We start from the raw sequence: 18,738 nt of genomic DNA, 5'->3' as shown, positions 1-18,738 counted from the left end.
TATGATATATTTTAGATATATCAGGAGACCGCCTTTGATATCCATGGAAGCAAGCACCGTGTCCGAGCCCGCGGCGACCAGGGCTTATCGCGTCCTCGAACACATGATCGTGACGCTCGAACTGGCGCCGGCGAGTTTTGTCACCGAGGGCTCCCTGATCGAGCGGCTGGCGCTCGGCCGCACGCCGGTGCGCGAGGCGATCCAGCGGCTGGCCTGGGAGGGACTGCTCGATGTCAGGCCGCGTGCCGGCATCGCGATCGCACCGCTGCATCCCGGCGACTGGCTGCGCGTGCTCGACGCAAGGCGCGGCGTCGAGGTGGTGCTGGCACGATCGGCCGCACGCTTCGTCACCCGCGAAGCCGCCGACCTGTTTCACGAGGCCGCGCTTGCCATGCAGAAGGCGGTGATCTCGGGCAATGTGCTTGCCTTCATCCAGGCCGACAAGGCGCTCGACGAAGCGCTGGCGCTGGCCGCCGACAATCCGTTCGCCGCCCGGCTGGCCGCCCCGTTGCAGACCCACAGCCGCCGCTTCTGGTTCCGCTACAAGGCGGACACCGGGCTGGCGGAATCCGCTGAGCACCATGTCGCGTTGATCCGCTCGATCCTCGACGGCGACGAGGAGGGCGCCGCCAAGGACGCCAAGAAGCTGATGGCGCTGCTGCGCGGCCATGCCGAGGTGGCTGCGACACGATAGGCTCGGTCAGGCGTCGGCGGAGCCCTTTTGCGCCGCCCATTTCAACAGGGCATCGAGAGCCGGGCACAGGGCCTGACCCCAATCGGTCAGGCAATACTCGACCTTTGGCGGTACTTGATGGTGAACGATACGGCGGACAATCCCGTCGGCGCCCATCTGCCGGAGCTGCTGGATCAGCATTTTCTGCGAAATAGCCGGTATCGCCCGCTCGAGGTCTGAAAAGCGCAGCACTTTGCCGCCGAACAGATGGAACAGGATCACCAGCTTCCAACGGCCCTCGAGGATGCGTAGCACGTTTTCCACACCGCTCGCTGCGGAGAGCGGCGTCAGCGTCTCAGCCTCACTTTCGGGTAAGTACCTTACTTTTTCGTCGGTTCTTGTCATTTCTCCAGCATACCTCATCTTAGCGGCCGACAACAGCCGCCCCCTCCCACAGACGGCGGCATCCAATTGGAGACAAACCGTGACCGTGACCCTTCCTCCGCCGCTGGCGGATTATTTCGCCGCCAACAACCGCCACGACATCGGCGCGATGCTCGCGCCTTTCACGCTGGACGCCATCGTCAAGGACGAAGGCGAGACCCATCGCGGAACCGAAGCGATCCGCAGGTGGATGCAAAGTACGACCGACAAATATCACGCGACAGTCGAGGTGAAGGAGGCCGGTGTCACAGCCAACGCATGGCGGATCGCCGGTATCGTCTCCGGTGACTTCCCCGGCAGCCCGATAACGCTCCACTACAATTTCACGCTGGGCGGCGACCGGATCGCGAAACTGGAGATTGGCCTATGACCATCCGGCAGACATTCGCGATCGATGACCAGGAGTTCCGGGGCAGGCGCGTGCTGGTCACCGGCGGCACCAAAGGCGCCGGCGAAGCTATCGTTCACCGGCTTGCCGCAGCAGGTGCAACGGTCGCGACGACAGCCCGTTCGCCCGACGCCGGATCACCGGCGGAACTCTTCGTGCAAGCTGACGTCGCCACTCTCGACGGTGCGGCAAACGTGGCCGCCGCCATCATCGACCGTCTTGGCGGCATCGACATCGTCATTCACAGCGTTGGCGGGTCGAAAAGCCCAGGCGGCGGTTTCGCGGCGCTGTCCGACCGGATCTGGCAGGATGAACTCAATCTTAATCTGCTTGCGGCGGTGCGGCTCGACCGCCTGCTTGTCCCGCGCATGATCGAGCAGGGCTCCGGGGCGATCGTACACATCTCGTCGATCCAGCGCCGGTTGCCGCTCCACGAATCCACCATCGCCTATGCGGCGGCGAAGGCGGCCCTTTCAAATTACAGCAAGGCGCTGTCCAAGGAACTCGGGCCACAAGGCATTCGCGTGAACATAGTGGCGCCGGGCTGGATCCACACCACCGCCTCGGAGGCAATGGTGAAGCGGCTGGCGGCCCATTCGGGCTCGGATGAGGAGACCGCCCGCCAAGGTATCATGGACGCGATGGGCGGCATCCCGATCGGCCGGCCGGCATGGCCGCAAGAGATCGCGGAACTGGTGGCCTTCCTCGTTTCGGATCGCGCATCCGCAATCCACGGCGCCGAGTACGTCATCGATGGCGGCACAATTCCGACGGTCTGAAGGCCGCCGCTGGGAGGTCCCGCTGCAGCCTCGCGCCGTCAAGCGCCCGGCATCGCCGCGGTGATGGTCGGGCTGTCCCAGCCTTCGCCGACCGACAGAACACAACTCTGGCCTTTGGTGTCCGAGGCCAGCACGGTCCAGCTACCCTTATCCGAGATGAAGATCTCGAGGACGACGTTCGGATTGATCAGGCCGCGCCCGGCCTCGGTTTCGTGGAATTTGTTGCCGAGCGCCTTGATGATGTCCGCGCGCGCCGCGCATTGCGCCGCCGCGTTCGCTGGCGCGATTCCACCGGTCATCGCGGCCGCCGCCAAAAGTGTCGCCATAAGAAATCGTGTCATCTGACACCTCCTTGCGCCAGACGAGAACCCCGGCTGCCACCGGCGCTGTTTGATTGCCTGCACGCGTGGCAGGAATAAAGCCTAAGGCGGATGGTGGTCTGTTGGTTCCATCACACGGCGATGGAATTATTAGAATGTGGAGATGCTCGCGGGGCGCGAGGCATTGGCATAATGTACCTGACGTTGCGCTCGCGGCGGCGCAGCTGGACGGCGCAAGGCTTAAGCGGACGAAAGCCCCCACATTCCCGACGCCCATGAAAAAGAAGCGCGATTTGCACCGCGCTTTCTCAACTTCGGTTTAGGGGAGCGTCCGGTCAGCTCATCGTCGGGATGACGAACTCGGTTCCGTCCTTGATGCCGGCCCGCGCGCCCGCAGCCGAAGGCGAGGACGCGCAGCCAAGAAACCGTCCGGCTTAGTTCATCGTCGGGATGACGAACTCGGCACCGTCCTTGATGCCGGACGGCCAGCGCGAGGTCACCGTCTTGGTCTTGGTGTAGAAGCGGAAGGCGTCCGGGCCGTGCTGGTTGAGGTCGCCGAAGGAAGACGCCTTCCAGCCGCCGAACGTGTAGTAGGCGATCGGCACCGGGATCGGCACGTTGACGCCGACCATGCCGACCTGGACACGGCTGGCGAAGTCGCGGGCGGCATCGCCGTCGCGGGTGAAGATGGCGACGCCATTGCCCATCTCGTGGTCGTTGGCGAGCTTGATCGCATCCTCATAGCGCGGCGCACGCACAACCGAGAGCACCGGTCCGAAGATTTCTTCCTTGTAGATGCGCATATCCGCGGTCACGTTGTCGAACAGGCAGCCGCCCATATAGTAGCCGTCCTCGTAACCCTGCATCTTGAAGCCGCGGCCGTCGACCACCAGCTTGGCGCCTTCCTTGACGCCGGTGTCGACATAACCCTTGACGCGCTCCAGCGCCTGGGCGGTGACCAGCGGGCCGAAATCGGCGGCCGAATCCGTCGACGGACCGACCTTCAGGCTCTCGACGCGAGGGATCAGCTTTTCCATCAGCCGGTTGGCGGTGTCGTTGCCGACTGGCACGGCGACCGAGATTGCCATGCAGCGCTCGCCGGCCGAACCGTAGCCGGCGCCGATCAGCGCGTCGACGGTCTGGTCCATGTCGGCATCGGGCATGATGATCATGTGGTTCTTGGCGCCGCCGAAGCACTGCACGCGCTTGCCCGCCGCCGTGCCGCGCGAATAGATGTAGTGGGCGATCGGGGTCGAGCCGACAAAGCCGATGGCCTTGATGTCGGGATCGTCGAGGATGGCGTCGACGACATCCTTGTCGCCATTGACGACGTTGAGGATGCCGGCAGGCAGCCCGGCCTCGATGAACAGTTCGGCAATGCGCATCGGCACGCCCGGATCACGCTCCGAAGGCTTCAGGATGAAGGCATTGCCGCAAGCGATCGCCGGCGCGATTTTCCAAAGCGGGATCATGGCGGGGAAATTGAACGGCGTGATGCCTGCGACCACGCCGAGCGGCTGGCGCATCGAATAGACGTCGATGCCGGGGCCGGCGCCGTCGGTGAACTCGCCCTTCATCATATGCGGCGCGCCGATGCAGACCTCGACCACTTCGAGGCCGCGCTGGATGTCGCCCTTGGCGTCGGCGATGGTCTTGCCGTGTTCTCGCGCCAGGATGTCGGCCAGTTCGTCATAGTCGCGGGCGACCAGTTCGAGGAATTTCATCAGCACGCGCACCCGGCGCTGCGGATTGGTGGCCGCCCATTTGGGCTGCGCGGCCTTGGCATCCTCGACTGCGGCCCGCAGTTCCGCCTGCGAGGCCAGCGCCACGGTGCCGCGCACCGAGCCGTCCATCGGCTGCATGACGTCCTGCTTGCGGCCGCTGGTGCCGGCGACACGCTTGCCGCCAATGAAATGACCGTAGTCGATCATGATTTCTCTCCCTTGTTGGTGATGGCGCATTGTCCGCCTTTGGCCGGCGAATGGCAACGCGAGGGAGAACGCAACCGTTGTGCGGAAAATAGACAACAAGCGAGGTCTGTGCATCAATTGCCGCAAATGATAGGTATGCTCACTCTCGCTGGAATCGTTAAGTTGAGCTCCCTCGCGCCCCCCTCCGTCCTGTCGGACCACGCCCTTGAACTGGGATGACGTCCGCATCTTCCTCGCCGTGGCGCGCGCCGGCCAGATCCTTGGCGCCGCGCGGCGGCTGGAGCTCAACCATGCCACCGTCTCGCGCCGCATCGCGGCCCTGGAGGAAGCACTGAGGACAAAACTCTTCCGCCGCCTGACCACCGGCAGCGAGCTGACGCCGGCAGGCGAGCGCTTCCTCGACATCGCCGAGCGCATGGAAGGCGACATGATCGCCGCCCGCTCGACCATATCGGGCGAAGGCGACGACGTGTCCGGAACCGTGCGCATCGGTGCACCCGACGGCTTCGGCGTCGCCTTCCTGGCCAAGCGGCTGGGCGAACTCACCGCCCTGCACCGCGAACTCACCATCCAGCTCGTGCCGGTGCCGCGCTCCTTTTCGCTGTCGCGGCGCGAGGCCGATATCGCGATTACCGTCGAGCGGCCGACCGAAGGGCGGCTGGTTGCCGGAAAGCTGGTCGACTATTCGCTCGGCCTGTTCGCGTCGCGCGCCTACGCCGAAGCCAATGGACTGCCCAGAACCGCCGCCGAACTCGGCCGGCACACCCTCATCGGCTATGTGCCGGACCTCATCGTCAGCCCTTCGCTCGACTACGCGGCCGAATTCAGCGCGGACTGGCGCACCAGCTTCGCCATCTCCTCGGCGCTCGGCCAGGCCGAAGCCGTGCGCTCGGGCGCCGGCATCGGCATCCTGCACACCTTCGTCGCCCGCTCGATGCCGGAGCTGGTGGCCGTCGACGTGGTCGCGCCCATCCGCCGCGCCTACTGGCTGGTCTACCATGAATCGGTGAGGCCGCTGCGCCGCGTCCAGATCGTCGCCAGCTTCATCACCAAGGCGGTTGAGCGTGAGCGGGGCCTCTTCCTGTAGAAGCGCCGTCACGGCACAAACACGGCCGGTCCCCACACGCCGCCTTTTCCTTGCCACAAAACCAGCCAGTGTGGCATCAGGCGTGCGGCCCTCGGCCACGCAAGGCGGGCGCCGGGTGGGGACATCTTTCAGAAAGCTGGCGCGGATAGACATGCGAGCCGTTCTTGCCATCCTGCCGCTGCTTCTTGTCTCCGCATGCGCCAATCCATGGACAAAGGTACCGGAAGCCGAATTGCCCAAGCCGATCCGCTACGCCATGGCGCGCCCCTCGCCTTTCGTCATCGGCAATTACTGCGGTCCCGGCACCCGCACCGGCGATCTGTCGGCCCGGCCGGTCGACCGCCTCGACGCCGTTTGCCGAACCCATGACGCCTGCTACATCGCCCGCCGCGACCATTGCGACTGCGACGGCGCCCTTGTCGCCTCGGCGCGGGCAATCCGCGACGACAAGACGGCACCGCGCAAGACGCGCAGCGAGGCCGAACTGCTGATCGCCACCTTCGCCATACCCGTCTGCAAGGTTTTTCCGCAAGGTTTCATGCCGCCGCGCGACCCGGCGCAGTTGAGCGCCATGAAGGCCGGAGCCAACGGGTGAATAGCCGCACGATCGTCATCCTCGCCCTGTTCGGGCTGGCTGCCCTTGCCGGTTGTGCCGGTGCGGGTAGCAATGCCTGCGACTTCCTGGCGGGACAGGAAGCTTGCGCGCGGCCCTCGCTGTCGGCCGGCACGCCCGGGCCACAGGTCGCGGCGGCGTGGTTCTTCGGCAATGCCATCGACAGCGACTACGAAAGACGGTTCCTGGCGCTGCTTGCCAACAACCAGCTCGGCGCCATGGACCGAGCCAACGGCACCGGCCCGTTCGGGCGCAACCGCCGCGATGTCCAGAACCGCGATTTCCAGGCAACATATTCGACACTACGGCAACTGGCCGGACCGGTCGCCAACGCACATCTGCCGCCGGCCAGTGGGGGCGGCGGCGACGGCCATTTCGACGGCCGCTGGCGGGTGTCGCGGCAGACGCTCTACATCGATGCGGCGGCGCGGGCCTCGGCTTCCAAGACCTTCGATTTTTCCGGCTTGCAGGCACGCAGCACCGAGATCGTCGTGCGCCAGGCCGGCCAGCAGCCAGCCGATATCGACGGCAGTTGCGACGGCGCATTGGCGATCCGCGCCGCCGGAGCCTCACGCACCATTGCCGCCGGCGCGGCATTCCGCCTTCGCCTGTCGGGCGAGAACGACACGGTCAGCCTGTTTCCGGCCGATGACCTGAACCGGTGCACGGCAAGGATCCGCTCCAGCCTCGCGCCCACCGGCGCGCCGCTCACCATCCAGCGCGAAGAGACCCCCGATCCGGCGCTCGCCAGTTTGGATAGCCGCTACCAGCGCTGCCCGGTCCCCGACGGCGCCGGCCTCGACGCCCTCGAGCGCGCCTTCTATGCCGGCCGGTGGCTGTCGCAGACCTGCGCCATGCCGATCGGCCAGCCCAGGCTGCTGCGCAAATCGCGCGACGGCTTCAACGCCAAGGTCGAGGCACTGATGGGCGCGCCGCTGTCCGATGCGGCAATAGACAAGGGCGATCCGGAATTGCCGCTCGATTTCTCGAAGGTGCCAAGGCTGAAGCTGATCTATCTGTCCTCGCTCGAATTCAAGGCCGACTTTTCCGGGCGCATCATCGAACGGCTGATCCGCCATCATGCAGCGCTTGGCGCCAAGGTGCGCATCATGGTCACCGACGTGCTTGAACGTGATAAGGACGACGCCATGCTGCAGCGCCTGGCGGCCGAGTTCCCCAATGTCGAGCTGCAGGAATATCGCTGGCGGGCGGATCATGGCGCGCCGATCGACGAGCAGATTTCACAGCTGCACAAGACCCATCATATCAAGATGCTGGCGACGCTGGCGCAGGACCCCGCGCGTTCGCGCGTCATCATCGGCGGCCGCAACATCCATGATGGCTTCCTGTTCCACCGGCCGATCGATCTGTCCCGCTATCCGGACCTCGAGCAATACGGCAAGACCGATGGCCTTTCGCTGAACTACTATTCGAACTGGAGCGACTTCGACATCGAGTTCGCCGACACGGCGACGGTCGAGACGCTCGCCGCGCATCTGTCGACAATATGGCTGCGCGACGCCGACACAAACCTGGTGCGTCCCTTCTCCGTCCCGGTCCACGGAGATGGCCTGCCATCTGGCAATGTCCGGCATTTCATTTCGGTGCCCTATGAGGATGACCACGCGCTGGAGGCCTATTTCGTCGAGCTGGTCGACGCCGCCCAGCACCATATCCAGATCGTCAACCCTTACCTCAATCTGACGCCGAGCCTCGCCCGGGCCTTCGATCGGGCGCTCGCCCGCGGCGTCAAGATCGACATTGTCGGCCGCATCGACCTCAAGGGCGATATCGGCGGCAGGTTCCTCACCGCGCTCAACAAGCTGTTCGTCGAGAAATATGGCGACCGCATCGACATCCGCGAATTCAAGGCACCTGACGTGGTGCTGCATTCCAAGATCATGCTGATCGATGAAAGGCTGGTCGCCATCTCCTCGGTCAACCTCAACAACCGCAGCTTCTTCCACGATTCCGAGAACGGCATGATGGTGCTCGACCCCGCCTTCTACGCCAGGATGAAGCCGGTCTATGACGACTATCTCGCCCACTCGAACCCGGTTTCCACCAAACTGACGATCCCGTGGGCCTACCGGCTGCTGTTCGACGAGGCCTGGGTCAGGCAGGCGTTCTGATGCAATTCCAGGAAAAGTGCGAAGCGGTTTTCCGCCCGGAATTGCATCCACCCAAGAGATGTCGCCCAAAAGTGGCCCCGGTTTTGGGGCAACGACATGCATCAAAGCAAGGAACAGAGCGCGCCGGCGAGACGCGCGCGGGCTATTTAAGATAACGCTCCTGCGCCAGGGCACGCACGTCGATGTCGGGTACCCGGTTCGAGATGATGTCGGCCAGCACCTTGGCCGAGCCGCAGGCCATGGTCCAGCCCAGCGTTCCATGGCCGGTATTGAGATAGAGGTTGGACAGTTCGGTGCGGCCGATCAGCGGTGGTCCATCCGGCGTCATCGGCCGCAGCCCGCACCAGAACGTCGCCTCGCGCATGGCGCCGGCGCCCGGAAAGAGATCGCCGACCGAGTGTTCCAGGGTGCGGCGCCGCGATTCGTGCAGCCTGAGATCGAAGCCGGAAATCTCGGCCGTGCCGCCGACGCGGATGCGGTCACCAAGCCGGGTGATCGCGACCTTGTAGGTCTCGTCCATTACGGTCGACACCGGTGCGGCGGCGGCGTCCTTGATCGGCACCGTGATCGAGTAGCCTTTGACCGGATAGACCGGGATCGACCGCTTCATCCGGCGCATGAAACCCGCCGAATAGCTGCCCAGCGCCATGACATAGGCGTCTGCCGCCTTCCAGCCAGCACTGGTGCTCAGATTGGCGACACGATTGCGGCTGCGGATGACGCGCCAGATGGTCACGTCGTACTCGAACTTGACGCCGCGCGCCACGCAGAGCTCGGTCAGCCTGTCGGTGAACATCTTGCAGTCGCCGGTCTCGTCATGCGGCAGTCTCAGCCCCCCGACGAACTTCTCGCGCACGCCGGCCAGCCCCGGCTCCGCCGCGATGCAGCCATCCTTGTCGAGGATTTCGTACGGCACGCCATATTTCTTCAGCACCTCGACATCGCCTCCAGTGCCGTCGAGTTGCTTTTGCGTGCGAAACAGCTGCAGCGTGCCCTGGGTCCGCTCGTCATAGGCAATGCCGGTCGCTTCGCGCAGCGCCTTCAGCGTGTCGCGGCTGTATTCCGCCAGCGGCACCATGCGCGCTTTGTTGATGGCGTAGCGCTCGGCGGTGCAGTTGCGCAGCATCTTGACCAGCCATGTCCACATATGCGGGTCGAAGGCCGGCCGCACCACCAGCGGGCCGTGCTTCATCAGGAGCCACTTGATCGCCTTGAGCGGAATGCCGGGGCCGGCCCAGGGCGAGGCATAGCCGGGCGAAATCTCGCCGGCATTGGCAAAGCTGGTCTCCAGCGCCGGGCCTTTCTGGCGGTCGATCACCGTCACCTCATGGCCGGCCTCGGCGAGATAATAGGCCGTGGTCACCCCGATGACGCCACTGCCCAGCACCATGATCTTCATCATTCACTCCTTACGCCGTGTCCTTCGTGCCGAAGGACACGGCCACATCTGCGATTTGCGCACGATCGCCGGCGAAAATCGATTCCGATCTTCGCAACCATGCGCCGTGGCTCTTCACGCCGCCGACGGACCGGGATCGTCGTCTTTCCCTGTCTGCCGCATTCCTGCCGTCTCGCCAAGGGGCCGGATAGAGGTGTCGGCGCTGTAGACGAGGGTCAGCCCGAGTGGCCGCGATCCGCCAGCGGAAGCTCTTTCCCGGACTGCCCGCCGCGCGGCTTCCGGCTGATAGAGTATCGCCTTGATCCGGATCGATTCGCGCCTGCCGTCGGGGTGTTCGAGCGATGCCGTCTGGCCTTGCGCCATGCCAAGCATGCACAGGCCGCGCCTGGTTGCCACCGAGAGGCTGGAGCCGACCGGTCCGCGCACGTCGTTCTGCACCAGGGTGCGCGTCTCGGCCGCACCGGCATCGACGCAAAACACCACCCGGCTGTTCAGCGTCACGATATCGGGTTCGACCGACTCGATGGGCACGACGCCGGCATTGGAAAGCTTCTCTTCGATCATCGCGACCATCGGATCCGCGAATGCCCGCCGGCGCTCGAGCATTACTTCCAGGACGGCGAAATCCTTCGTCGTCAGGCGGCAGCTTCCGTTTTTCATTATCGCCTCCACGATCAGTGCTCGCCGCCGCCGGCGGGCGTATCGACCGCCTCCACGGTTGCCGACAGTTTGCGGCCGCCACGGCCGCTCCAGAACACCACCTGTCCGGTGCTGACGCCGACAAGCGCCGTTCCCATCGGCGTCAGCACCGAGATCCGGTTTTCGGCAATGTCGGCGTCGCCTGGATAGACCAGCGTGATGCGCCTGATATCACCGCCTTCACCGCGAACCGTGACTGTCGACCCCATTCGCACCACGCCGGCCGGAATTGCCGCCGCTTCCGTAATCACCGCCCGGTCCAATTCCGCGAGCAGCTCATCGGCCGTCTCGGGCGCGCGGTCGAGCACGGTCCGGGCCAGGCCGGTCAACCTGTCATGGTCGGTGTCGCTGATTAGAATTTGGACGGATGGATGCAGTCCCGTTGCATGTTGCATGGCAAACCTCATGGATCGGCGCATCGAACGGATGCGCGCTTGCCGCCGCGTTGACGGCGGCCTGATGAAAGCCGGCAGCCGCGGAGAGCGGTGCGGCTTGATGGCGATGGGTGGATGTATGGATGCCCCGGTACGGACGAACGCCGAAAGGCGGCCGCGCCGGGGCTACGATCCCGCGATCGGGCAGACCCTGAACAAGGTTCTGTTATAAGCGAGGTTGCTCATGCGCCGAACCTTGCCGACAGGCGTCCGCTTGTCAAGCGTGGCCAAACCGCTCAACCGCCGACATAGCGCCGGTGGAAGCGCGTGCCGAGACTGGCCAGGATTTCGTAGCCGATGGTGCCGGCATGGCCGGCGGCGTCGTCGACGGTTTGCGAAGGGCCGAGCAGTTCGACGAGATCCCCTTCGCGAAGCTTGCCTTGCGGCAGGGCGGAAATGTCGAGAATGATCGAATCCATCGACACCCGTCCGAGGAAGGGCAGGCGCACCCCCTCGAACCAGGCGGCCGACGCGGACCGGCGCAGCCAGCCATCCGCATAGCCGAACGAGATCGTCGCCAGGCTGAGCGGCGCTTCCGCGTGATAGGTGTGGCCATAGCCGATGCCGGTGCCCTGTTCGACGCTGCGCGTCTGCGCCACCTTGGCCTGCAGCCGCACCACGGGCTGCATCGGATTGGGTTCGGCAGGTGTCGGATTGATGCCGTAGAGCGCGGCGCCAGGGCGGGCGAGATCATAATGGTAGGACGGCCCCAGAAAGATGCCGGAGGAGTTGGCGAGCGAAGCGGGTGCCTCGGGTAGCCTGGCGCGCAACCGCTCGAAGGCCAGCCGCTGCTGTTCATTGGCGGGATGGCGCGGCTCGTCCGCGCATGCCAGATGGCTCATCACATATCTGACGGCGATGCCGTCGAACGCGGCGGCATCACCGGCCATCGCCTCGACTTCGGCCGGCGCCATGCCAAGCCGCGACATGCCGCTGTCGACCTGGATGGCGGCTGGAAGTTTTCGGCCAACGCGATGCGCCGCCGCGCGCCAGGCTTCCAACTGCGCGCCACTGTTGACGACCGCGCACAGATCGGACGCGACCGCCTCCGGCTCGGAGCCTGGCGGCAATCCGTTCAGCACGTAGATCTCAGGTCCGGCCCCGATCGCCTTGCGCAGCGCGATGCCTTCGGCCAGCAGCGCGACGAAGAAGATGCCGCAGCCTTCCTTCATCAGCGCCGATGCCACTTGGCTCGCGCCAAGACCGTAGCCGTTGGCTTTGACCACGCCGGCGCAGCGCACGCCGCCCAGCCTTGCCTTCAGCCGTCGGTAGTTTTCGCGGATCGCATCGAGATCGATGGTCAAAATCGCCCCGGCAGCCGCTTGGCTTACGGCGGCGACGTCATGGGGCAGCGACCTTGCGGGGGCGTCGTTCATGGCGACCCTCCTTGTAGCGGATTAACATCAATAGGACCGACGCGCCGGCACGGCAACCAAGGTCCTTCGAACCCGGTCGCAACTCGTCCAGCTACGGCACCAGGTGCCGGAACGCCGCCACCACGTCTTCATAGACCTTGCGCTTGAACGGCACGATCAGGTCGGGAAGATCCTGCATCGGCCGCCACGACCATTTGTCGAATTCGGCGGTGTGGCCGCCCGGCGGCGGGTTGATCTGGATTTCGCTGGTATCGCCGTGGAAGCGGAACGCGAACCATTTCTGGGTCTGGCCGCGATACCTGCCCTTGAAGGCAATGCCGACGAGATGATCCGGCAGGTCGTAGTTGATCCAGTCCGGCGCCTCGGCCAGCAGCGAGACGCTGCGCATGCCGGTCTCCTCATAGAGCTCCCGCTCTGCCGCCCGCAGCGGCTCCTCGCCCTCGTCGATGCCGCCCTGCGGCATCTGCCAGAGCTGCGTCGTGCCGGCGAATTCGCTGTCGGGTTCGGCAATGCGATGCCCGACCCAGACCAGGCCATCGCCATTGAGGATCATCAGCCCGACACAGGGCCGATAGGGCAGCGTTTCGCGGTCGATCGTCTTTTTAGACATTAGTCAGTTTCCAGCTGTTTTGAGAATCGCTCCGACGACGCGGTGCGACTGGGCGGATCGAGAACGGAGCGTACCCAAACTGGGCTTACACCGGAAGCGCGGAAACTGCGCCGCGTTCGAGTTGGCTGTCACCCGGCCAGTTGCCGCTGTTGCGGTCGAATGCGAAAATACATCTTATGAAAAATATCCAAATCATCGACGGCGCTCTGAACGCTACCTTCAGCATATTCCAGGCAACCGAGGAGGAGTTCGCCGCCATCTTTCCCGACGGGCGAGATATGGAATTGGCCGAAGACCTCTTCGAACGGCTAGGCGAAGAGGAGGCTGGCCGCGTGCTAGCTCCGCTTTGGAGCCGCCCTATCCTTAAGCGCGATGCGCTCGGAATCCATGGGACACTATTCTACAACAATGAACATCGGCAAATCCCGCGATCTAAGCGCGAGGTCGATTGGGATAGCGCGCTCAACGAAGCACAGAGAAAGCTCGTCTCTCGCCATCGCTGAAATCGTCACAAGCTGATTGTCCACATCGTCTATCCTTTTTGCGGATCGACGGCCACCGCTGAAACCGGCACGATCTCGATGCCGCGCTTCTTCGCTTCAGCGATCCAGGCGGTGACGGTGTCAACCGTCAGGTCGAAGGCCGAGCCGATACCGACAGCGGTACCCTTGGCACGCGCGGTCGCTTCGAGACTGTCGAGCTTCTTCAGGATGGCGCCGCGATCCTGCACCGCGTCGATCGCCGTGTCGCCGGCGACGAAGGGCACGCCATCCTTCAACGCCATGTCCGGAGCCAGGCTGCGCGCCGACGAGCCGTCGTCGATATAGGCGAGGCCCCTTTTGCCGAGCTCGGCCATGAACGGCTGCATCGCCGCCGCGTCGGAGGAAAAACGCGCGCCCATATAGTTCATGACGCCGGTATAGTTCGTCGTCCGCGACAGCGCCCAATGCAGATTCCTGAGATTCTCGTCGGGGGTCGCCGCCACCGTCAGCGTGTTGCGGCCGGGGTTGACGTTGGGATAGTCGAACGGTTCGAGCGGCACCTGCATGACGATCTCATGGCCGCTCTGCCTCGCGGCCTGCATCCAGCGGCCGATGCTGTTGCCCTGCGGCGCGAAGGCCAGCGTCACTTCCGCCGGCAGCTTAGCGATCGCCGCCTGGGTACCGGTCTGTGAAACCGCTAGCCCGCCAATGACGATTGCAACACGTGCGCCACGCGTGCCGGACCATGGCCGCGCATAGACGTCGAACGGTCGCCGCCCATCGGCGGAGCGCATCGGCAAAGGCCCGGTTTCACTGGTTTCGATCAGCGCCCTGTCGGGAATATGTGCGATCTTGAGGTTCTGGCCGACCGTCGACGGATCGCGAATGACGATTGCGGCTTTGGGAGGGCCATCGCCTTCTTCCGTCTGCACATGGATGATCTGCGGACCGCCGCTCTTGGTCGACAAGTCCTTCGCCGGCGTCTCCACCTTTGGCGTCGCTGCCGGGGCCAATGCGGGAGACGACACGGCGGGCTCCGCCGCCGCGGTCACTTTCGGCGTCGAAACGGCGACTTCCTGCGGTTTTCGAAACGGCTTTTCCCTGAGCGCGATCGCGGCCGAGACTCCGACCACGGCCAGCACGACCGCGCTCGCCGCGATCACGCCTACGCTGATCTTGCCGGCGGCACGCGGCGCCCGGACCGTCTGTCCAAGCGGGCGTTCGATGTCCTTGCCGATATCAGCCAAGCCCTGTCCCCGGTGCACGGTCCGAAGGCGACCTCCTTCGGGAAGACATGCACGAATTCATCAATCCTGGCCCACCCTTGGCGCCGTCCCTGGAGGCCTGGTCCTGCCCCGAATCAAACTGCCGGAACCTCACGGTCCCGGCAGCATCGCATTGCTTCGTTCAACCGGCCAGACCGGTTGCTGGCCTTACTGGTTGAGCACGGCCTTTTCCGGATTGGGCGGGAAGGCCGGATCGGTCTTCTGGCCGCGCAGCAGCTGCTCGGCATAGATGAGCTGCAGGTCGTCCTTCGGATCCGGCGGCACATAGGCTGCGGAGCCGGAGCCGGTCTTGCTCTCGTCGGCGCCCTTGATATGGCCCTTGAGATCGGACTCGCCACGCGTCAGGTCCCTGCCCTGCAGTTCCGGCGGCAACGGCTGGTCGACCTTGATGTCGGGCGTGATGCCCTTGCCCTGGATCGACTTGCCCGACGGCGTGTAATAGAGCGCCGTCGTCAGCCTGAGCGCGCCATTCTCGCCGAGCGGGATGATGGTCTGCACCGAGCCCTTGCCGAAGGACTGCGTACCGACCACCGTGACGCGGCGCAGATCCTGCAGCGCGCCCGCGACGATCTCCGAAGCGCTGGCCGAGCCACCATTGACGAGCACGATCATCGGCTTGCCGTTGATGTCGTCGGTCTGCTTGGGCTTGGCGTCGAAGCGGGTAACGTCCTTGGGATCGCGGCCGCGCGTCGAGACGATCTCGCCGCGCTTGAGGAAGGCATCCGACACGCTCACCGCCTGGTCGAGCAGGCCACCCGGGTTGAGGCGCAGGTCGAGCACATAGCCCTTCAACTTGTCGTCCGGCACCTGCTTCTTGATGGTGTCGATGGCGTTCTCGAGGTCGTCATAGGTCTTTTCGGTGAAGGAGGTGATCTTCATGTAGCCGATGTCGTTCTCGACCCGGAACTTGACCGCCTTGACCTTGATGATGTCGCGCACGACCGTCAGTTCGATCGGCTTGTCGGCGCCCTGGCGCAGGATGGTCAGCTTGATCGGCGTGTTGACCAGGCCGCGCATCTTGTCGACCGCGTCGTTGAGCGTCAGGCCGCGAACCTCCTCGCCGTCGATCTTGGCGATATAGTCGCCGGCCAGCACGCCCGCCTTGGCGGCCGGCGTGTCGTCGATCGGCGTGATCACCTTGACCAGGTCGTTCTCCATGGTGACCTCGATGCCGAGGCCGCCAAATTCGCCCTTGGTCTGCACGCGCATGTCCTGCGCCTGTTCGGCGTTCATGTAGGAGGAGTGCGGATCGAGCGAAGAAAGCATGCCGTTGATGGCGTTCTCGACCAGCGACTTGTCGTCGGGCGGGGTCACATACTGCGCCCGCACCCGCTCGAAGATGTCGCCGAAGATCGCCAGTTGCTTGTAGGTCTCCGACCCCGCAGCGTTCGCCGCCGAGCCGGGTGCGCCATAGACAAGGCTCATGGCGGACGCGCCCATCAGCGCACCGGCAAACAGAAGCGACAGTTTCCGCATCATTTCACGTCCTTCCAGAAAAACGGTCCGCCCACCATGGGGCCGGATCGACGGGTTTTCCATCCTTGCGGAACTCGACATAGAGTTCCGGCGTGGCATTTCCATTCTTCGAAACCGAGGTGCTTGCCACCCGGGCTTCTCCCATCGCGCCGACCGGCTCTCCTGCGAGCACTGACTGGCCAGTCGCGACGCTGATTCTGCTCATCCCAGCCAAGACGACATGATAACCGTCGCCGGCATTGAGGATCAAGAGTTGACCATAGGAACGAAACGGCCCCGCATAAAGCACATTCCCATCCGCCGGCGCGGTAACGATGGCTCCCGATTGTGTCGCAACCATGTCCCCAAGCATCAAGGCGCCGTTACCGTCGTCGGCGCCGAACCGGCGTTTGATGCGGCCTGTGACCGGCAGGGCGATCTGTCCCTGCAGCGCCGAGAAAGGCGCTGCCGCCGTCAACCGGTTGCCCTCTGGAACCGGCAGCGATGCCGTCTGGTCGCCTCCGGGCTCGGTACCGCCGGCCTGGCTCGCGGCGGCTGCCTTCGCGGCATCCGCGGCCTTGCGGTTCTTGTCCGCCTGCGCTTCGAGCGAGGCGATCAGATCCTTCAGGCTGCTGGCCTTGGCCGCCAATTGCTCGGAACGCTGCTGTTCGGCCGCCATCTGCGCCTTCGTGTCGGCCTCGAGCTTCTGCTTGGCTTCGAGCAGCATGCCAAGACGTCTCTTCTCCGCCGCCTGGTCGCCGACCGCGGCCGTCAGCCGCGCCCGCTCGGCCTCGATCGAGGCCGTCACCCGGGTCTGTTCCTTGAGATCGGCCAGCAGCGCATCGGTCTGCTGGCGCAGTTCCGGCACCACGGCGCCGAGCAGGATGGCGCTGCGCACCGACGACAGCGCGTCCTCCGGCTTGACCAGGATCGCCGGCGGCGGATTGAGCCCCATGCGCTGCAGGGCGCCCAGCACTTCGGCCAGCACGTCGCGCCGCGCCGACAGTGAAGCGCGTATCTTCTGCTGCTGGCCCTTCAGCCCCTCCAGCTTGGCGCCGATGTCCTCGATGTCCTGGCCGAGCTTCTGTTCGGTCATCGCCGACTGGATCAGCGCGGCGGTGATCGAGGCGTGGTCCTTCTTGACCGCGGCGATATCGGCGGCGAGCTTGGCCAGCCGTTCCGACGACAGCGTTATTTCCTTGGAAACCTGCTCGTATTCGGCGCGGCTCTGGTCCGGATCGGGCGCCATGTCGAGCGTGTTTTCCGCCCGCGCCGCATGGAGCGATAGAAGCATCACCGCCGCAGCGATGCCGCAGCGCGCGCTCCAGGAGCCCCCGGTCGATGAGCCCGTCGTCGATTTATAGCCTTCAGACATTCGCGATCGACTCTATCCGCGGCTTCGTTAACGAATCATCAACCATGTTAGCGCCCGTCGCCCAAAGGGTTCGCAAAAACGCCCTGCAAAGCAAAAGCAGCCCCCAGATGAATTTACGCGGCATTGGGGCTAAATTCGGTGCGACCCGGCGCTTTCAGGACCTGTGATAGGGATGGCCCGACAGGATGGTCGCCACCCTGTAGAGTTGTTCGCCCAGCATCACGCGCACCAGCTGATGCGGCCAGGTGAGCGCCCCGAACGACATCACCAGCTCGGCCTGGTCACGCAGCGGCGGATCGTGGCCGTCGGCGCCGCCAATGGCGAGCACCAGCGCCTTGCGCCCACCATCGCGCAACTGTCCGATATGGCTGGCGAAATCCTGGGAGGACAGGCTCTTGCCTCGCTCGTCGAGCAGGATGAGGGCAGTGCCTGGCTGCAGCTGCGCCTGCAGGCGCGAGCCTTCGTCGCGCTGGCGCTCGCTGGCGCTCTGCGCGCGGCCCTCGGCGATCTCGGTGATCCCGGCGAATTCGAGCCCCACGGCGGGCCCGCTCTTGGCGAAACGCTCGAAATAGCGGTCGGCCAACTCCCGCTCGGGGCCGGCTTTCATTCGGCCCACGGCATGAACTGAAATCTTCATCCTCGCCTCTATGAGCCGCTAATGCATGTCACCCAAGTGGGAACCGGTTTAGGCAACGACATGCATCAGACAAAATCGGCCTAGTGGAGGGTCTCTTCCTCGAGATCCGGCGCCTGCCACATCTTTTCGAGATTGTAGAATTCGCGGACTTCGGGACGGAAGACATGGACGATGATATCGCCAGAATCGATCAGGACCCAGTCGGCGCCGGACAGCCCCTCGACGCGCGCCGTGCCGAGGCCGGCATCCTTGAGCGCCTTGAGGAGATGGTCGGCGACAGCCGAGACATGACGGTGCGATCGGCCCGACGCGACGACCATGTAGTCGCCGAGGCTCGATTTCCCCTGAATGTCGATTGAGACAATATTTTCGGCCTTGGAGTCTTCCAGACTGGCAAGGACTGTCTTGATGGCACGGGACACGGCGTCGTCTACGCTGATCCTGGCCGGCGAAGGCATGATATCGGCCTTCTTCCGCAGTGCTGTTCTCAGTGTATTTCCTTTCGCAGCAAGAACAACCAAATCACCCCTGAAAGCAGGTGACACCACTTAGATAGGCAGAGTTCCGTTGCAGTTTCAAGACGGAGCCCCAACTGACGCGAACTTGCCGACTGGCATA

21 protein-coding genes are annotated in these 18,738 nt (G+C 64.5%); 8 read left to right on the top strand and 13 right to left on the bottom strand.

Translation table 11 applies throughout. The features are described 5' to 3' along the window. Position 1 precedes the first annotated feature (1 nt). The gene (locus tag EN824_RS19855) at positions 2-694 is read left to right on the top strand and encodes a GntR family transcriptional regulator (protein WP_167531415.1); all 693 of its coding nucleotides are present in this window, start codon (positions 2-4) and stop codon (positions 692-694) included. A gap of 6 nt (positions 695-700) precedes the next feature. Here EN824_RS19855 and EN824_RS19850 read toward each other — a convergent pair whose 3' ends face one another. Further along, positions 701-1,078, bottom strand: a complete 378-nt coding sequence (locus tag EN824_RS19850; protein ID WP_127276536.1) for a winged helix-turn-helix transcriptional regulator — start codon at positions 1,076-1,078, stop codon at positions 701-703. Positions 1,079-1,157: 79 nt separating this feature from the next. Here EN824_RS19850 and EN824_RS19845 point away from each other — a divergent pair, with 79 nt between their 5' ends. Together EN824_RS19845 and EN824_RS19840 are read left to right on the top strand one after the other, a co-directional pair. After that, the gene (locus tag EN824_RS19845; RefSeq protein ID WP_127276538.1) at positions 1,158-1,487 is read left to right on the top strand and encodes a nuclear transport factor 2 family protein; all 330 of its coding nucleotides are present in this window, start codon (positions 1,158-1,160) and stop codon (positions 1,485-1,487) included. Continuing rightward, the gene (locus EN824_RS19840) at positions 1,484-2,284 is read left to right on the top strand and encodes an SDR family oxidoreductase (RefSeq protein WP_127872152.1); all 801 of its coding nucleotides are present in this window, start codon (positions 1,484-1,486) and stop codon (positions 2,282-2,284) included. The genes EN824_RS19845 and EN824_RS19840 overlap by 4 nt, the downstream gene beginning before the upstream one ends. A gap of 38 nt (positions 2,285-2,322) precedes the next feature. Here EN824_RS19840 and EN824_RS19835 read toward each other — a convergent pair whose 3' ends face one another. After that, positions 2,323-2,625, bottom strand: coding sequence for a hypothetical protein (locus EN824_RS19835; protein WP_135932622.1), 303 nt, complete (start codon positions 2,623-2,625; stop codon positions 2,323-2,325). Between the two features lie 413 nt (positions 2,626-3,038). Continuing rightward, on the bottom strand, positions 3,039-4,535 hold the full coding sequence (locus EN824_RS19830; protein ID WP_135929561.1) for a CoA-acylating methylmalonate-semialdehyde dehydrogenase: 1,497 nt from the start codon (positions 4,533-4,535) through the stop codon (positions 3,039-3,041). Positions 4,536-4,740: 205 nt separating this feature from the next. Here EN824_RS19830 and EN824_RS19825 point away from each other — a divergent pair, with 205 nt between their 5' ends. The 3 genes from EN824_RS19825 to EN824_RS19815 all read left to right on the top strand — a co-directional run bounded on the left by EN824_RS19825 (position 4,741) and on the right by EN824_RS19815 (position 8,367). Then, a complete protein-coding gene (locus EN824_RS19825) occupies positions 4,741-5,622 on the top strand; it encodes a LysR family transcriptional regulator (RefSeq protein ID WP_127872154.1) in 882 nt (293 codons plus the stop codon). A gap of 151 nt (positions 5,623-5,773) precedes the next feature. Next, the gene (locus EN824_RS19820; RefSeq protein ID WP_135929562.1) at positions 5,774-6,217 is read left to right on the top strand and encodes a hypothetical protein; all 444 of its coding nucleotides are present in this window, start codon (positions 5,774-5,776) and stop codon (positions 6,215-6,217) included. Then, positions 6,214-8,367 carry a phosphatidylserine/phosphatidylglycerophosphate/cardiolipin synthase family protein gene (locus EN824_RS19815; RefSeq protein ID WP_135932621.1) on the top strand — a complete coding sequence of 718 codons (2,154 nt, stop codon included), beginning with the start codon at positions 6,214-6,216 and terminating at the stop codon, positions 8,365-8,367. The genes EN824_RS19820 and EN824_RS19815 overlap by 4 nt, the downstream gene beginning before the upstream one ends. Positions 8,368-8,509: 142 nt before the next feature. Here the strand turns inward: EN824_RS19815 and EN824_RS19810 are convergent, their stop codons facing one another. The 3 genes from EN824_RS19810 to rnk form a co-directional block, all read right to left on the bottom strand. Continuing rightward, a complete protein-coding gene (locus EN824_RS19810; RefSeq protein WP_135932652.1) occupies positions 8,510-9,766 on the bottom strand; it encodes a D-amino acid dehydrogenase in 1,257 nt (418 codons plus the stop codon). Positions 9,767-9,880: 114 nt separating this feature from the next. After that, on the bottom strand, positions 9,881-10,426 hold the full coding sequence (locus EN824_RS19805) for a GreA/GreB family elongation factor (RefSeq protein WP_135932620.1): 546 nt from the start codon (positions 10,424-10,426) through the stop codon (positions 9,881-9,883). 14 nt (positions 10,427-10,440) lie between these two features. After that, on the bottom strand, positions 10,441-10,860 hold the full coding sequence (gene rnk / locus EN824_RS19800) for a nucleoside diphosphate kinase regulator (protein ID WP_135863249.1): 420 nt from the start codon (positions 10,858-10,860) through the stop codon (positions 10,441-10,443). A 10-nt stretch (positions 10,861-10,870) separates the two neighbouring features. Here rnk and EN824_RS35635 point away from each other — a divergent pair, with 10 nt between their 5' ends. Next, on the top strand, positions 10,871-11,071 hold the full coding sequence (locus EN824_RS35635) for a hypothetical protein (protein ID WP_135932619.1): 201 nt from the start codon (positions 10,871-10,873) through the stop codon (positions 11,069-11,071). Between the two features lie 64 nt (positions 11,072-11,135). Here EN824_RS35635 and alr read toward each other — a convergent pair whose 3' ends face one another. Continuing rightward, positions 11,136-12,275, bottom strand: coding sequence for an alanine racemase (gene alr / locus EN824_RS19790; RefSeq protein WP_135863252.1), 1,140 nt, complete (start codon positions 12,273-12,275; stop codon positions 11,136-11,138). Positions 12,276-12,366: 91 nt separating this feature from the next. Beyond that, entirely contained in the window at positions 12,367-12,885 is a 519-nt protein-coding gene (locus tag EN824_RS19785) for an RNA pyrophosphohydrolase (RefSeq protein ID WP_135863254.1), read from the bottom strand. Positions 12,886-13,061: 176 nt separating this feature from the next. Between EN824_RS19785 and EN824_RS19780 the strand changes: the two genes are divergently transcribed. Further along, entirely contained in the window at positions 13,062-13,388 is a 327-nt protein-coding gene (locus EN824_RS19780) for a hypothetical protein (RefSeq protein ID WP_135863256.1), read from the top strand. A 29-nt stretch (positions 13,389-13,417) separates the two neighbouring features. On the opposite strand, the gene EN824_RS19775 is transcribed toward EN824_RS19780, so the two are convergent. From EN824_RS19775 to rsfS, 5 genes are all read right to left on the bottom strand, one after another. Next, positions 13,418-14,614 carry a divergent polysaccharide deacetylase family protein gene (locus EN824_RS19775; RefSeq protein ID WP_135932618.1) on the bottom strand — a complete coding sequence of 399 codons (1,197 nt, stop codon included), beginning with the start codon at positions 14,612-14,614 and terminating at the stop codon, positions 13,418-13,420. A 186-nt stretch (positions 14,615-14,800) separates the two neighbouring features. After that, a complete protein-coding gene (locus EN824_RS19770; protein WP_167531416.1) occupies positions 14,801-16,132 on the bottom strand; it encodes a S41 family peptidase in 1,332 nt (443 codons plus the stop codon). 1 nt (position 16,133) lies between these two features. After that, on the bottom strand, positions 16,134-17,483 hold the full coding sequence (locus tag EN824_RS19765; protein WP_127275332.1) for a murein hydrolase activator EnvC: 1,350 nt from the start codon (positions 17,481-17,483) through the stop codon (positions 16,134-16,136). Between the two features lie 154 nt (positions 17,484-17,637). Next, the gene (gene rlmH, locus EN824_RS19760; RefSeq protein ID WP_127872159.1) at positions 17,638-18,120 is read right to left on the bottom strand and encodes a 23S rRNA (pseudouridine(1915)-N(3))-methyltransferase RlmH; all 483 of its coding nucleotides are present in this window, start codon (positions 18,118-18,120) and stop codon (positions 17,638-17,640) included. A gap of 80 nt (positions 18,121-18,200) precedes the next feature. Then, entirely contained in the window at positions 18,201-18,578 is a 378-nt protein-coding gene (gene rsfS, locus EN824_RS19755; RefSeq protein WP_023777607.1) for a ribosome silencing factor, read from the bottom strand. Between the last annotated feature and the right edge of the window lie 160 nt (positions 18,579-18,738).

The sequence above is a fragment of the Mesorhizobium sp. M8A.F.Ca.ET.181.01.1.1 genome, assembly GCF_004792025.1.
Taxonomy (GTDB): domain Bacteria; phylum Pseudomonadota; class Alphaproteobacteria; order Rhizobiales; family Rhizobiaceae; genus Mesorhizobium.
Note: the sequence above shows the minus strand (reverse complement) of the source record. Positions and strands in the feature narration are given on the sequence as shown.